Raw genomic sequence first — 14096 nt, forward strand, 5'->3', positions numbered from 1 at the left:
AGATAGTCCACGCCCGCGGCACGTCCGTTCCGGCCGGACCTTTGGGGGCCGCGCGAGCGCCCTCAGGCAGTCGCGCCGGCACCGCCACCGGGCGCCCCGTCGCCGGAGATCAGCTCTCCGGGCCGCCCACCCACTGCTCCAGCCACGCGATCATCCTGTCGTTGTAGTCGTGCCGGTGCGAGGGCCGGCCGCCGCCCTGGAACAGGTGGCTCGCCCCCGGGTAGCGCACGAGCGTCACGGGCACCCGCCGCTCCCGCAGCGCGGCGAACCACTGCTCGGACTGGCCGATGGGGCAGCGGTCGTCGCTCTCGCCGTGCAGGAGGAGGGTGGGCGCGGTGACCCGGCCCACGTGGGTGAGCGGCGACTGGGCGGCCAGGTCGCCGGGGCACTCGTGCTCCTTGAGCGCGAGCCCCATGTCGGAGGTGCCGCTCATGCTGGTCAGGTCGGTGACGGCGCCGCCGGCCACGGCCGCCCTGAACCGGTCCGTGGTGCCGGTCAGCCAGCAGGTCATGTAGCCGCCGTAGCTGTAGCCGGTGACCGCCAGCCGCCCGGGGTCGGCGATCCCCTCGGCGACCAGGGCGTCCACGGCGGCGAGGAAGTCCTGCGTGTCGGCCAGCCCCCAGGCGCCCACGGCGGCGGTGTAGAAGGACTCGCCGTAGCCGTCGCTGGCGCGGGGGTTGATCGCCAGCACGGTCCAGCCGCGGGCGGCCAGGATCTGGCGGTAGACGCGGAAGCCGTCGAGCACGGGGGCCCAGGCGTTGTGCGGGCCGCCGTGGACGTCGAGCAGGAGCGGCCCAGGGGTGGCGGCGCTCTCGTCACGCCAGACGAAGCCCTCGATGAGGGTGCCGTCGGGGGCGGTGAACGTGCGGCGTTGCGGCACGTACAGGTCGAGGTCGCCGAGGGCGTGGGCGGTGAGCCGCCGCGCGGCCGGCTCGCCGGGCTCCAGCAGGTAGATCTCGCCGGCACTGTGCGGGGTCGCGGCCACGTACGCGACGCGCCCGGCAGCGGTGCTCGCGCCGGCGACGCTGACCTCCTCGGGCACGATCTTGGTGGCGAGCTCGCCGCCGGGGATGCGGTAGAGGTGCGTGCAGCCGCCGTCGCGCGCGCAGAACACCAGGTCGTCGCCGAGCAGGGCCGGGGAGGCGCCGGGGTAGCCGGGGTGGCCGGTCATCACGTTGCGGTCCAGGCCGGTCTCGATCTCGGCCGCCCCGCCGGGGCCGAGCTCGTACAGGCGGACGTGCCCGACGGGGCCGCCCTTGAGCGCGGCGGCGACCAGCCGCTCGCCGAGCCACCACACGCCGCCGCAGAGCAGCTCCGGGCCGGTCAGGCGCTCGGGCTCGCCCCCGGAGACCGGGACGGTGTACGCGGCGCCGCCCGGCCGCAGGTCGCGGTCGGCGTCCAGGTCGGCCGCGAACGCCAGCCGCGTCCCGTCCGGCGACCAGGACGGCTCGCCCGCGTGGAAGTCGCCCTCGGTGACCTGGGCGCTCTCCCCCGAGGCGACGTCCACCACGAACAGGTGCGTGGTGACCCCGCGCAGCAGCCCGGCCCCGTCGGCCTTGTAGCCGAGCCGGTCGGTGACGACGGGCGCGTTCGGATCGGGCTCCGGGCCGGCCGGTCCCGCGTAGGCGATCCGGGTGCCGTCCGGCGACCAGCGCGCGGGCCCGGCGCCGAGCGGGGCCCGCGTCAGCGCGTACGGCTCGCCGCCGTCCATGGGCAGCAGGTGGAGCTGCGGCCTGCCGTCCACCGGCCGCAGGAACGCCAGCGTGCGCCCGTCGGGCGACCACCGGGGCGCGCTGCCCCCGGCCAGGCGGCGCGGCTCGGCCTCGGGGGCGGCGAGCCAGACCTCCGCGCGGTTCTCGTCGGCCTCCCGGTCGGTGGTGGTGAGCGTGTACGCGACCGCGCCGCCGTCGGGGCGCAGCGCGGGATCGGAGGGCACGGCGAAACGGTGGACGTCGTCGAGACCGATGCGTGGCATATCCGCACGGTAGGGCATCGTCACCCGGTCTGCTTCGGTCTGCCCGACGAACAGCGGGGCCCGCGTTGTGCCACGCGCCAACCGGGTCGAGGACAATGTTGGGGAGGACGTTAAGGTGTGATGATCCTCCGCCGGTTTCGGCACCTCACTTCCCGAGCAGCGGGCCCGCCCTGTGGCGGCGTTCGCGAGATTGGACGGTCAACGATGGTTGGCAAGCCGGAACGGCAGGTGGCCGTGTTCGGTGCCGGGTACATCGGTCTGGTGACCGGTGCCTGCCTCGCCGAGCTGGGGCACCGGGTGGTGGTCCGGGACATCGACCCCGAGAAGGTCGCCCTGCTTCGCTCCGGCGACGTGCCGATCTACGAGCCGGGCCTGGGCGACATGATCGCCAGGAACAAGGAGCGGCTGACCTTCACGCTGGACCTCGGGGAGACGCTCGACGGCGCCGAGATCGCGTACGTGTGCGTGGACACGCCGCCCTCGGCCTCCGGCGACGCGGACCTGTCCCGGATCTGGTCGGTGGTCAAGTCGCTGGAGGGCGCCACGCACCTCAAGGCGGTGGTGGTCAAGTCGACCGTGCCGGTCGGCACCGGCGCCCGGGTGCGGGCCGCGCTCGACGCGGCGGGCCTGGCCCACGTCGGGTACGCCGCCAACCCGGAGTTCACCGCCGAGGGCCGCGCGGTCACCGACTTCATGCGGCCCGACCGCATCGTCATCGGCGCGAGCGACGAGGCCACGGCGCAGCTCATCACCGACCTGCACCACGGCGTGGAAGGCCCGGTCGTCGTGATGGACGTGCGCTCGGCCGAGATGGTCAAGCTCGCCTCCAACGCGCTGCTCGCCACCAAGATCAGCTTCATCAACGAGATCGCCACGCTGTGCGAGAAGACCGGCGCCGACGTCGAGGAGGTGGCCCGCGCCGTCGGCCTCGACCACCGCCTCGGCCCCCACTTCCTGCGGCCCGGCATCGGCTGGGGCGGCTCCTGCTTCCCGAAGGACTCCGAGGCGCTGCGGCAGCTCGCCAGCAACACCGGCTACCACCTGCAGCTCCTGTCGGCCGTGATCGAGGTCAACAACCTGCAGAAGCGCCGGGCGATCCAGCAGCTGAAGGACGAGTTGGGCACGCTGGCCGGCATGCGGGTCGCGCTGCTCGGGCTGACGTTCAAGCCGGGCACCGACGACATGCGCGAGGCGACCAGCACCGTGCTGGCCTCCCGGCTGCTGGCCGAGGGAGCCGAGGTGCGCTGCTGGGACCCGATGGCCCGGCCGGGCGAGGTGGAGCCGTGGGTCTCGACGACCCGGCACGCCACGCCCGAGGAGGCCATGGCGGGCGCCGACGCGGCGGTCGTGGTGACCGAGTGGCCGCAGCTCAAGGAGGTCGACTGGGCGCGGGCGGCCGCGGCGATGCGGCGGCCGGTGCTCTTCGACGGCCGCAACCTGCTGGACCCGGCCGGGATGCGCGCGCTCGGCTACACGTACATGGGCGTCGGCAGGCCGTAGCCCTCGCGGAATAATCCGTTGCGGTGCGGCGCTGATGCCCGCACTATGTTCCTCATGTTCCCGTACGCGCGCCTCGCGACTCCCGCAGCATCGCTGCCGGGCTCGTTCGCGTGCGACGGCCTGGAGCGCTGACCTCTTCCCGTTAGCTCCGAGAGTGACCCGGCGGGGGGAGGTCGACGACCCTGACGGGTCACCACGGATCCAGGTTCTGGGAAAGGGAACCCATGGCCAAGCAGGCCTACGTACGCAACAAGCCGCATCTCAACATCGGCACGATGGGGCACGTCGACCACGGCAAGACCACGCTGACCGCGGCCATCACCAAGGTGCTGGCGCAGCGCGGGCAGGCCACGTACACGCCGTTCGAGCGGATCGACCGGACGCCGGAGGAGGCGTCCAGGGGGATCACGATCAACATCTCGCACGTCGAGTACGAGACCGCCACCCGCCACTACGCGCACGTGGACATGCCGGGGCACGCCGACTACGTGAAGAACATGATCACGGGGGCGGCGCAGCTCGACGGCGCGATCCTCGTCGTGTCCGCGCACGACGGCATCATGCCGCAGACCAAGGAGCACGTGCTGCTCGCCAAGCGGGTCGGCGTCGAGCACCTGGTCGTGGCCGTCAACAAGGCCGACGGCGCCGACCCGGAGCTGACCGACCTGGTCGAGCTGGAGCTGCAGGAGCTGCTGTCCGAGCACGGCTACCACGGCGTCCCGATGGTCCGGGTGTCCGGGCTGCGGGCGCTGGAGGGCGACCCGGTCTGGACGGCGTCCGTCGAGGCGCTGCTCGACGCGGTGGACACGCACATCCCCGTGCCCGTGCGGTACGTGGACGCGCCGTTCCTGATGCCGGTCGAGAACGTGCTGACGGTCACCGGCCGCGGCACGGTCGTCACCGGGGCCATCGAGCGGGGCACGGTGCGCGTCGGCGACGCGGTCGAGGTGGTCGGGTTCGGTGACGGGTTCTCCGCCGTCGTGACGGGCGTGGAGACGTTCGGCAAGACGATGGAGCGGGGCGAGGCCGGCGACAACGCCGCCGTGCTGCTGCGGGGGGTGCGCCGCGAGCAGGTGCGGCGGGGCATGGTGCTGGCGGCGCCCGGCACCCAGCACGCCCGCGGGCGCTTCACCGCCCGCATCTACCTCCTGACGCCGGAGGAGGGCGGGCGGCGGCGGCCCGTCACGTCGGGGTACCGGCCGCAGTTCTACCTGCGGACGACGGACGTGCCGGGCGAGCTCGTCCTGCCGGACGGCTCCGGCGCCCTGCCGGGGGAGACGGTGGAGGTGACGGTCGAGCTGGGCAAGGCCGTCGCGGTCGAGCCGGGGCTCGGCTTCGCCATCCGCGAGGGCGGCCTCACGGTCGGCGCGGGCACGGTCCTCACCGTCCCGGACGCCTGACCCCCACGGTGCGGGACCGGCCCCGGTCCCGCACCACCCCGGGCGCCGTCCGGGCGCCGTCCCGGGCCGCACCGCCCGGCCGCGCACGCGCGCGCTGCGCCCCGGGCCGCACCGCCCGGTCGCGGCGCGCGCGCCGCGTGGAGCGGGGCGGGTGCCGCGGCAGGGCAGGGCCCCGCGCGGAGCATCGCCGGTGAAGGCCCGCCTTCGCCGTCGTCAGGGCCGGTCGAAGCGGACGCGGAGGGTGGCGCGGCGGGCCATCAGGTCGTACGCCGGCAGCGGGCCGGGACCGCAGGTGGCCGTGCCGATGCCCTGGTGGGCGAGGTCCAGGTGGACGTACGCCCGCTCCCCCGCCACCAGATCGGGCCGGTGGCGGGCATCGGCCAGCTCCAGGGCGCTCCACCGCCGCACGGTCAGCCCGAACACCGGCTCGCCCGACACCCGGAAGCCGCCCAGCTCGGCCCACCGCACGTCGGCGCGGTGCCCGTTCTCCTGCGGGTACACGTACGGCGTCTGCATCGACTCGACCGTGGCCGACCACCGCCCCACCCGGGCGGCCATGCCCGTGTCCGGGTAAACCTCGCCCGGCCCGAGCCCGAACCAGGTCACCCGGTCCACCGCCGGGCCCGGCAGCGACATCGTGACCCCGAGCCGCGGGATCGGGTCGCGCCAGCCGCCCTCCGGCTCGATGTCCAGCAGCAGCCGCAGCCCGCCGTCGAAGCTCCACCGGTACGTCGCCACCATGCCGAGGTCGGTGTCCGCCGGCGCGACCCGGGTCCGCACGGTCAGCCCGTCGCCGGTCGAGATGTCGTCCACCCGGTGGGTGAGCCGGTGCAGGCCGAGCCCGCGCCAGCGAGCCTCGAGGCCGGCGGCCCGGTCGTTGTCGGTCGGGGCCCGCCACAGGTCCAGCCTGGGCCCCTCCACCTGTGTGCCGAACAGCCGGACCAGCCGCCCGGTCGCCGCGTCGAACGCGCACTCGCCGACGGTCAGCTCGCCACCGTCGCGAGCGCCGTCCCAGGCGCCGGCGCGCACGCCGTCACGCGTGAAAGCCACGGTCGCCACGTGCTCCCATGGCTCGTGCCGCGCCAGCAGCGCCTGCCCCCAGGCCACCTCGTGCCCCGCCGGCGCCCACGGCAGGTCCTCGGCCAGCACCGCGCGTACCGTGAGCCAGCGCTCGCCGGCCGGCCCGGCCGCCACCTCGGGCAGCTTGCACTCGCCGCCCGCCACCGGCACGTCGAGCGGGTACTCGGCGACCGTCTCCCCCTCGGCCTGCACGGTGGCCGTGAACCGCAGGTGCGACAGATCCGTGTAGCCGTGGTGGTTGGCGACCCGCACCACCCCGTCGCCGAACTCGAAGCGGACCGGCTCGAACACCTTCTTCAGGTCGAGCAGCCCGGGCGAGGGCGTGCGATCGGGGAACACGAGCCCGTCGATGACGAAGTTCCCGTCGTGCACCGGCTCGCCGTAGTCGCCGCCGTAGGCGTACTCGTGCTCGGGATGCGCCAGCCCGTGATCGATCCACTCCCAGATGAACCCGCCGGCCAGCCGCGGATACCGCTCGAACAGCTCCTGGTACTCGGCCAGCCCGCCGGGCCCGTTGCCCATGGCGTGCGCGTACTCGCACTGCATGAACGGCATCGCCCGCCGCCGCGCGTCCAGCTCGGGGTCGTCGAGCGGGTCCTCCTCGCGCCGGCCGATGGCCTCGACCTCGGCGTGGGAGGCGTACATGCGGGAGTAGACGTCCGTGTGCTCGCACGAGCGGTCGCCCTCGTAGTGCAGCGGCCTGGACGGGTCGCGCTCGCGCGTCCAGGCGGCCATGACGCCCAGGTTGCGGCCGACGCCGGCCTCGTTGCCGAGGGACCACATGATGATGCTGGGGTGGTTCTTGTCCCGCTCGACCATGCGGCGCATGCGGTCGAGCAGCGCGTCGGCGTAGCGGGGGTCGTCGGTGGGGTTGGCGCGCCAGCCGACCTGGCCGAAGCCGTGGGTCTCCAGGTCGCACTCGTCGATCACCCACAGGCCCAGCTCGTCGCACAGGTCGAGGAAGTCCGGGTGGGGCGGGTAGTGGCTGGTCCTGACGGCGTTGACGTTGTGCCGCTTCATGAGCAGCACGTCCTCGCGCATCGTCTCGTACGGCACCGCCCGCCCGCGCTCCGGATGGAACTCGTGCCGGTTGACGCCCTTGAGCAGCAGCGGGCGGCCGTTGGCCATCAGCACGCCGTCCACGATGGAGATCGTGCGGAAGCCGACGCGCACGCGCACCGTCTCGCCGGGGCAGGTCACCACGGCCTCGTACAGGCGCGGGGTCTCCGCCGTCCACGGCTCCACGTCGACGGTGATCTCGGCGCCGGGCTCCAGGGCGTCGATGCCGAGCTCGGGGACGCTGAGCGTGCCGGCGCCCTCGAAGCTCAGCGTGCCGCGGCCGTCCTGGTAGGAGGCGCGGACGAAGACGTCGGCGGTGGACCGGGTGAGCGTGACGTCGCGGAAGATGCCGGGCAGCCACCACATGTCCTGGTCCTCCAGGTACGTGGCGGCCGACCACTGGTGCACGCGCACGGCCAGCACGTTGCGGCCGGGGCGCAGGTACGGGGCGGCGTCGTACTCGGCGGGCAGCCGGCTGCCGGTCGTGAAGCCCAGCTCGTGCCCGTTGAGCCAGATCCGGGCGAACGACTCCACCCCCTCGAACCGCAGCCGCCCGCCCGTCCAGCCCTCGGGCAGGTCGAAGGCGCGGCGGTAGTCGCCGGTCGGGTTCTCGTCGGGGACGTGCGGCGGGTCGATGGGGATGGGGAAGGAGACGTTAGTGTAGGCGGGGGCGCCGTGCCCCTCCAGGACCCAGTGCGACGGGACCGGGAGGTCGTCCCAGCCCGCGTCGTCGTAGTCGGGGCCGGCGAAGTCGTCGGGGACGCCGGCGGTGGGTGAGAGGCGGAAGCGCCACGTGCCGTTGAGGTCGAGGGAGGGAGCGTCGGAGCGCAGCGCCGCCCTGGGTTCGAGCCGGCCGGAAGCGGGGGAGAAAGTTTCGAGGTCCATCTCCGCCGAGCCTAGAGGTTCGGGGCGATTCAGTCAGCGATGGGGTCGATGTCCGTCCGGTACGGGGACGCCTCCCCGGTCCGGGAGGCGGCGCGTCAGCCCCCGGGCGCCCGATGGCGGCAGGGCCGGATGGCCGCCGTGCTCGACGAGGCGGCCAGGTAGCCCGCCAGCAGCGCCTCCGCGACCGCGCCCACGGCGGCGTCGCCGGGCAGGAAGGCGGGGCTGTGCAGGCCGCTCTCGGTGTCCACGCCCACGAACATCATCAGCGACGCCGCCACGTCGCCGTACCGGGCGAAGTCGTCGGCCCCGCACGAGCGCAGCTCGTCGTTGACCGCCCACCCGAGCTCCCGCAGCCGCTCCCCCGTCCTGGCGGCCAGCGGCCGGTCGTTGATCAGGACCGGCTCGCCGGGCAGGATCTCGACCACGGCGTTGCATCCGTACGCCCTGGCCGTGTCCTCGGCGACCTGCTTGAACCTGCGGTGCAGCCGCCCGCGCCACTCCTGCGACATGGTCCTGAGCGTGCCCCGCGCCACCGCCTCGCCAGGGACGGCGTTGGGCGCGCTGCCCGCGTTCACCGTGCCGAACGTCACCACCGTCGGCGCCATCGGGTCGGCGACGCGGCTGACGAGCTGCTGCGCCGCCACGATCACCTGCGCCATGGCGAGCACGGGGTCGCGGGTGAGATGCGGGTACGCGGCATGCCCCTCGCCTCCCTTGACGGTCACCCTGAACTCGTCGGAGGCGGCGTTCACCGGGCCGGGGGCGCAGGCGATCGTGCCTTCCGGCAGCACGGGCTGCACGTGCGCGCCGATCATGGCCCGCACGTCGTGCCGGCCGAGCACGCCGGAGGCGACGACGTCGAGCGCGCCGGAGGGAAAGCTCTCCTCGCGCGGCTGCAACACGGCGAGCAGCGGCACGAGCCCGGCCACGCCCTCCGCCGCCTCCACGGTTCCGTCGGCTTCGACGGCCTCCACCACGCCCGCGCCGGCCGCCCCGGGACCTGCGAGGGGATCGGAGGGGGTGGCGACGGGGACGTCCCCGGCGGTGACGTCCGCGACGGCGCGGGCGAGCGCGACCACGGCGGCCAGGTGCACGTCGTGCCCGCAGGCGTGCATGGCGCCGTTGACGCCGGCCCAGGGCACGCCGGTGCGCTCCTCGATCGGCAGCGCGTCCAGCTCGCCCCGCACTCCCACCGCCGGCCCCGGCCCGCCGACCCGCAGCACCGCGCCCGTGCCCGCCACGTGCTCGACCACGCCGCCGGGCAACGCCGCGAGCACCCGCCGCAGCGTCGGCCCCTCCTCTCCCGACACGCACGGCACGGCGTGCAGCTCCCGCCGCAGCGCCACCGCGGCGGGCAGCTCGCGGCGCAGCGCCGCCCGCAACGCCACCTCCACGCCCACCTTGCGACCGTCGACGAACGTCCCCGCCATGAACCCCCCAAACCGCAACAGCTTCCCCCGGTCGAACCCGTCGAACCGGCCCAAATCCCTAACGCTGCCCCCTGCGGCGGCGCTCAAGCCCCGAAATCACCTTTCAGCCCAGCCCGTAAACCCGCCGCGCGTTCTCCACCCCCACCATGGTGGCCACCCGCACCGCCTGAGCCACCGACCACTCGCCGTCCGCCACGAACCCGCCCAGCACCCGCGCCATCGCCCGCCGCCACAACACCGACCCCAGGTGGTGCAGCTCGGCCGGCCCCCACGCGTCGGAGGAGTAGAGCAGCTTCGCGAACGGCACCACCTCCAGGCTCTCGGCCACCAGCGCCGCGCTGCGCGCCCCCGTGTAGTTGACGCCGAGCCCCACGTCGAAGAAGACGTTCGGGTACGCCTGCGCCAGGAACCCCGCGTGCCGCTGGTACGGGTAGCAGTGCAGCAGCAGCAGCGGCACCCCGGTCGGCTCGGCCAGCTCGATCAGCCCGCGCAGCAGCAGCGGGTCGGCCCGCCGCAGGTCCAGGTCCGGATCCCCGAAGCCGGCGTGGAACTGCAGAGGCAGGCCCAGCTCCAGCCCCTCCCAGATGAGGTGGCGCACCAGCACGGGGTCCGACAGCCGCCCGCCCCCGCCGTCCAGCCACCGCCCGGCGGCCTCGGCGACCTCCGTCCGTGACGGGGGCGCGGGGTCGAAGTCGAGCCCGCACCGGTAGGCGGCCACGCTCTTGAGGCCGCGCGCCGTCCGCGTACGCTCGCCCAGCGCCTCGGCGAACCGCCCGGCGAACGCGCCGGCCGCGCACCCGGTGGCGGCCACCTGCTCGGCCACGCTCTCCAGGCGCACCACCTCGTCGGCGGGCGCCCCGCAGGCCTGCGCCATGCCCGAGGGCCCGAGCAGTTCCTCGCCCCGGTAGCCGGTCTCGACGAGCAGGTGCCCGAGCCCGGCGGCGCCGAGCAGCAGCCGGTTGACCTCGTCGGCGCCGAGCCTGGCCCGCCTGGCGAGGTACTCCTCGGGCGCGCAGAAGGGGTCGAGCCCGAGCACGGGCGCGCAGTGACGCAGGACGGCGAAGCCGAGCTGGGAGTCGAACGGCGTCGTCCAGCCCGGCACGGGCCGGTCGGACTCGCTGATCATCTCCTCGAACGCCGTGCGCGACAGGTCTCGCGCCACCGCCCCGTGCGTGTGGTGGTCGACCAGCGGCAGCTCCTCGATGGCGCGGGCCAGCCCGGCGGGCACGAGGTCGAACTCCATGGTCATCGGCGAACCTCCCCCGCTGTCGTACCCGCGGCCCCGGGAGCGGACACGCGAAGGGCCCCGCGGGACGATCACCGTCCCGCGGGGCCCTCGCCGCGATCGTCAGGCGGCCGCCTTGGCGGTCAGCGCCACCTGGGCCTGCTTGGTGACGCCGCTGACGGTGACGGCCACCGTCACCTGTCCCGGCCGCAGCGCCGTCAGCGTGCCGGACCCGGGGTCGAGCACGGCGACGTGCCAGGGCTTGGCGGACGTGCGGGCGCCGACGTGCAGGTTCGGCGAGCCGGACCAGGTGACCGACACCGGGTAGGCGGCGGGCACCGTACGGCCGGCCTGCGCGAGCGCCGCCGTCACCGGGGCGGGCGCGCCGACCGCGACCGTGGCCGGGGCGGTGAGCGTGAGCTCGTCCACGTGCGGCCGCACCTGCGTGCCGATCCAGTCGGGCGCGTCGGCGAACCAGTTCCGCTTGACGTGCTCGGCCTCGGCCCGCGTCACGGGGTCCACGCCCCACAGCGACCAGCCGGTGAACCCGCCGTCCTCGGGGGCGGTGGCGGGGTTCTTGCCGGAGTTGCCGTTGATGAAGTACGGCACCGCGTCCACGTGCTCGGCGTGGAAGGTCCCGACGTGCGCGCCGATGAACGCGGCGCCCTTGCCGGTGCTGCGCTGGAAGTCGGCCAGCCAGCCCTCGACGAGCGCGGCCTCCTTGCGGTCGCCGAGCTGGCTGCCCTTGCCGGGCGTGGGGTCGCGCGGCGGCACGTGGAACAGGACGGCGACGGACCCGATCGAGCCGTCCTTCGCCGCCGAGTCCAGCAGGGACCGCAGTTGCGCCACCTGGTCGTAGCCGCCGCCCCTGAGGGTCAGGCGGGAGGTGTCCAGGGTGATGAAGCGGGTGCCCTTGTGGTCGAAGGTCTGGTACGTGTCCCCGAAGACGGCCTTGAAGTTGTCGATCTTGCCGCCCATGACCTCATGGTTGCCCGGGATGTAGTGATATTTCACCGTTCCGCCGAGCTCTTCGTCGAGGATCTTCTTCGCCAGCGCGAAGTCCTCCGGCGACGCCTCGTCCACCAGGTCGCCGTTGATCACCAGGAAGTCCGGCCCGGCCGCCTTGATCTCCTGGAGGGTGCGGCGCGCGTTCCTCACCAGGTCGCTGTCCGGGTTCCTGGCCACGAACTGCGCGTCCGACATGACCGCGAACCGCCACGGCATCCTGGAGACCTCGCTCCTGACCACGGGGTCGGCCTTCCTGGGCACCGCCGGGGCCGAGACCGACGGCGGCACCTTGGCGACCAGCCCGTCGATGAGGATCTCGTTGGTGTACCTCACGTCGGCCTTCGTCTCGGCCACGTAGAAGCGCCGCAGCTTGAGCGGGTAGTTGACGCCCGGCGGCACGGTGAACTCGACGTACTTCCAGCCGGTCCACGTCAGGTACGGGCCGCGCAGGATCTGCGACTGCCCGAGCGCGTCGTAGAACTCCAGGCTCGGCCACTCGCCCTTGCCGGTGGAGTTGATCCACAGCCCGAACGCCTGCGGCTGCCCCTCGACCACGATCTGCTGGGGCGGGCTGGCGTACGCGGCCCGGGTGGCGGTGGAGGTGGTGAAGTCGTACGACAGCTTGAGCCCGCCCCCGCTCTGCCCCGGCGCGGCCGACAGGGAGCCGGTGGCGCGGGCGGCGGCGAAGGTCCACCTGGAGGCGTCCTCGAAGTCGGCGACCGGCTTGGACTCGAACCCGACCGTCACCGGCACCGCGGTGCTGATCCTGCCGACCTTGGCGGTGATCAGGCCGGAGCCGGTGGCCTGCCTGGCCTTGACGGTGAAGGAGCCGTGCTCGGCCGCGGTGACCTCGAACAGGTTCTCGTCGTAGTCGAGCGTGAGGTCGCCGGGCTCGATGGGCGCGGAGTTGCCGTTGCGGTCGTAGCCGACCACGCCGAACGTGGCGGTGCCGCCCTCACCGGCCATGCCGAGGCGGTCGGCGGTGGCGCCGAGCCGCTCCAGCGGCTGCAGCACGGTCAGCTCGACGGTGCCCCTGGCCTTGCCCCGCGAGGCGGTGACGGTGGTGGTGCCCGGCACGAGGGCGTGGAACTTCCCGTCGCGGATGACGCCGTGCACGGCCGGGTTCGCCCGCCAGGACGGGGTGCCGGCGGCGGGGCCGTACGTCTCGTCGTAGCCGGCGGCGGTCAGCCGCCTGGTCAGGCCGGGGAAGACCCGCTCGGGGCGGCCACCGGCGACGGGCCCGACGCCGGGCGCCTTGGCGGGGTCGGTCGCGGTCTCCAGCCAGAAGCCCTTCAGCCTGCCGCTGCCCTCGGGCGCGTAGAGCGCCAGGCCGTTGGGCACGTGGCGCTCGCCGCCGTCGGAAGGGCTGTTCTCCACCTGCACGTCGGCGGAGCCCGGCTCGCGGGCCAGCATGGTGGAGGAGCCGCCGCCGTCGAGGTTGAGCGCGTTGGCGGCGCCGAGGTCCTGCATCATCGCGGCCAGCTCGTTCAGCGTGACGCCGCGGCTGTCGGCCTGGCGGCCGTCCACGGTCAGCAGGTACATCTTCCTGCCGTCCGCCGAGAAGCCGACGGCGGTGCGCGGGTGCGCGGCCGGGTCGGTCGAGTTCTGCAGGACGCCGTCCTTGACCAGCACCTGGTTGCCGCCCACGGCGGCCTTCACCGGGCTGCCGTCGGAGGGCTTGGGCTGGTAGGCCACGTCCACCTTGTCGCCGGGCTCGAGCGCGGACAGGGCGGCGGCCCCGGCGTCCCGGCCGAGCAGGATCGTGGTGCCGGCGGGGATCGGGCCGGTGCCGGCGGAGGCGCGTACCTCGGAGACGACCCCGTCCACCAGCACGACCTCGGCGACGGACGCCGCGCCCTCGACCGCGCGGGCCCGGGTGTAGGAGCCCCACAGCGGCGTGAACAGGCCCACGCCGTCCCGCTGGATGATCTGGTTGAACTGGGTGAGCTTGACCGGCGCGCCGCCCGACGGGGTGGCGGTGCCCTCGAAGTACATCTTCAGCACGCGGCCGACCCCGTCGCCGGTGACCGCGACGGCGTTCTCGTGGCCGGCGACCGGCGACTGGACCAGCGTGCCGTCCTGCACGCCGATGCCCTGTGCGGCGCCGGAGTTGTTGATGTCGAAGAAGTCGCCGTTGACGGCCGCGACGGCGCGCGAGCGCTTGGCGGGCCCGGACAGCGGCTCGGTCTTCGACACCTCGCCGGAGAAGACGTAGTCCGCCTTCGCGCCGCCGAGGTCGGCGGTGACGGCGTCGGCGCGCAGCCAGCCGAGCGCGTCATAGGTGTCGAACGAGGTCAGCGAGATGCCCGGCGCCACCGGCCGGGTCTTCTTGGCGGTCTCCAGCCGTTGCGGCGCCGCGGCGGTGGGGGCGAGCAACGTGGAGGAGGCCTGGTAGGACGACGCCGTCTCCAGCGCGTCCTCTGCGGGAGGAGTGGGATCGGCCTGCGCGGGCGCGCTGAGGGCCACAGGGCCTAACACGAGCGCGGCGGCGGCCAGCAATCGGAGGGTCTGCACGACCGAACTCAATCGCCCGT

7 protein-coding genes are annotated in these 14096 nt (G+C 74.1%); 2 read left to right on the top strand and 5 right to left on the bottom strand.

The window, feature by feature from the left end:
• Positions 1–109 precede the first annotated feature (109 nt).
• Complete coding sequence (locus HD597_RS28560) at positions 110–1975, bottom strand: S9 family peptidase (protein ID WP_253745940.1); 1866 nt, start codon at positions 1973–1975, stop codon at positions 110–112.
• A gap of 204 nt (positions 1976–2179) precedes the next feature.
• Here HD597_RS28560 and HD597_RS28565 point away from each other — a divergent pair, with 204 nt between their 5' ends.
• Positions 2180–3475 (top strand): UDP-glucose dehydrogenase family protein, encoded by a 1296-nt coding sequence (locus tag HD597_RS28565; protein WP_253745941.1) that lies wholly within the window; start codon positions 2180–2182, stop codon positions 3473–3475.
• A gap of 224 nt (positions 3476–3699) precedes the next feature.
• Entirely contained in the window at positions 3700–4875 is a 1176-nt protein-coding gene (gene tuf / locus HD597_RS28570; RefSeq protein WP_253745942.1) for an elongation factor Tu, read from the top strand.
• Positions 4876–5088: 213 nt separating this feature from the next.
• Here the strand turns inward: tuf and HD597_RS28575 are convergent, their stop codons facing one another.
• The 4 genes from HD597_RS28575 to HD597_RS28590 form a co-directional block, all read right to left on the bottom strand.
• Complete coding sequence (locus tag HD597_RS28575; RefSeq protein ID WP_253745943.1) at positions 5089–7899, bottom strand: glycoside hydrolase family 2 TIM barrel-domain containing protein; 2811 nt, start codon at positions 7897–7899, stop codon at positions 5089–5091.
• Positions 7900–7994: 95 nt separating this feature from the next.
• On the bottom strand, positions 7995–9383 hold the full coding sequence (locus HD597_RS28580; protein WP_253745944.1) for a M20 metallopeptidase family protein: 1389 nt from the start codon (positions 9381–9383) through the stop codon (positions 7995–7997).
• Between the two features lie 49 nt (positions 9384–9432).
• Positions 9433–10578 carry an amidohydrolase family protein gene (locus tag HD597_RS28585; RefSeq protein WP_253745945.1) on the bottom strand — a complete coding sequence of 382 codons (1146 nt, stop codon included), beginning with the start codon at positions 10576–10578 and terminating at the stop codon, positions 9433–9435.
• Positions 10579–10677: 99 nt separating this feature from the next.
• Positions 10678–14076 (bottom strand): phosphodiester glycosidase family protein, encoded by a 3399-nt coding sequence (locus HD597_RS28590; protein ID WP_253745946.1) that lies wholly within the window; start codon positions 14074–14076, stop codon positions 10678–10680.
• Positions 14077–14096: the final 20 nt, after the last annotated feature.

The organism is Nonomuraea thailandensis, assembly GCF_024172165.1.
Taxonomy (GTDB): Bacteria; Actinomycetota; Actinomycetes; order Streptosporangiales; family Streptosporangiaceae; genus Nonomuraea; species Nonomuraea thailandensis.

What these genes read in the sequence shown, in the direction of transcription:
- HD597_RS28560 (WP_253745940.1), bottom strand. Translation starts at nt 1,975, where the DNA reads ATGCCACGCATCGGTCTCGACGACGTCCACCGTTTCGCCGTGCCCTCC.
- HD597_RS28565 (WP_253745941.1), top strand. Translation starts at nt 2,180, where the DNA reads ATGGTTGGCAAGCCGGAACGGCAGGTGGCCGTGTTCGGTGCCGGGTAC.
- tuf (WP_253745942.1), top strand. Translation starts at nt 3,700, where the DNA reads ATGGCCAAGCAGGCCTACGTACGCAACAAGCCGCATCTCAACATCGGC.
- HD597_RS28575 (WP_253745943.1), bottom strand. Translation starts at nt 7,899, where the DNA reads ATGGACCTCGAAACTTTCTCCCCCGCTTCCGGCCGGCTCGAACCCAGG.
- HD597_RS28585 (WP_253745945.1), bottom strand. Translation starts at nt 10,578, where the DNA reads ATGACCATGGAGTTCGACCTCGTGCCCGCCGGGCTGGCCCGCGCCATC.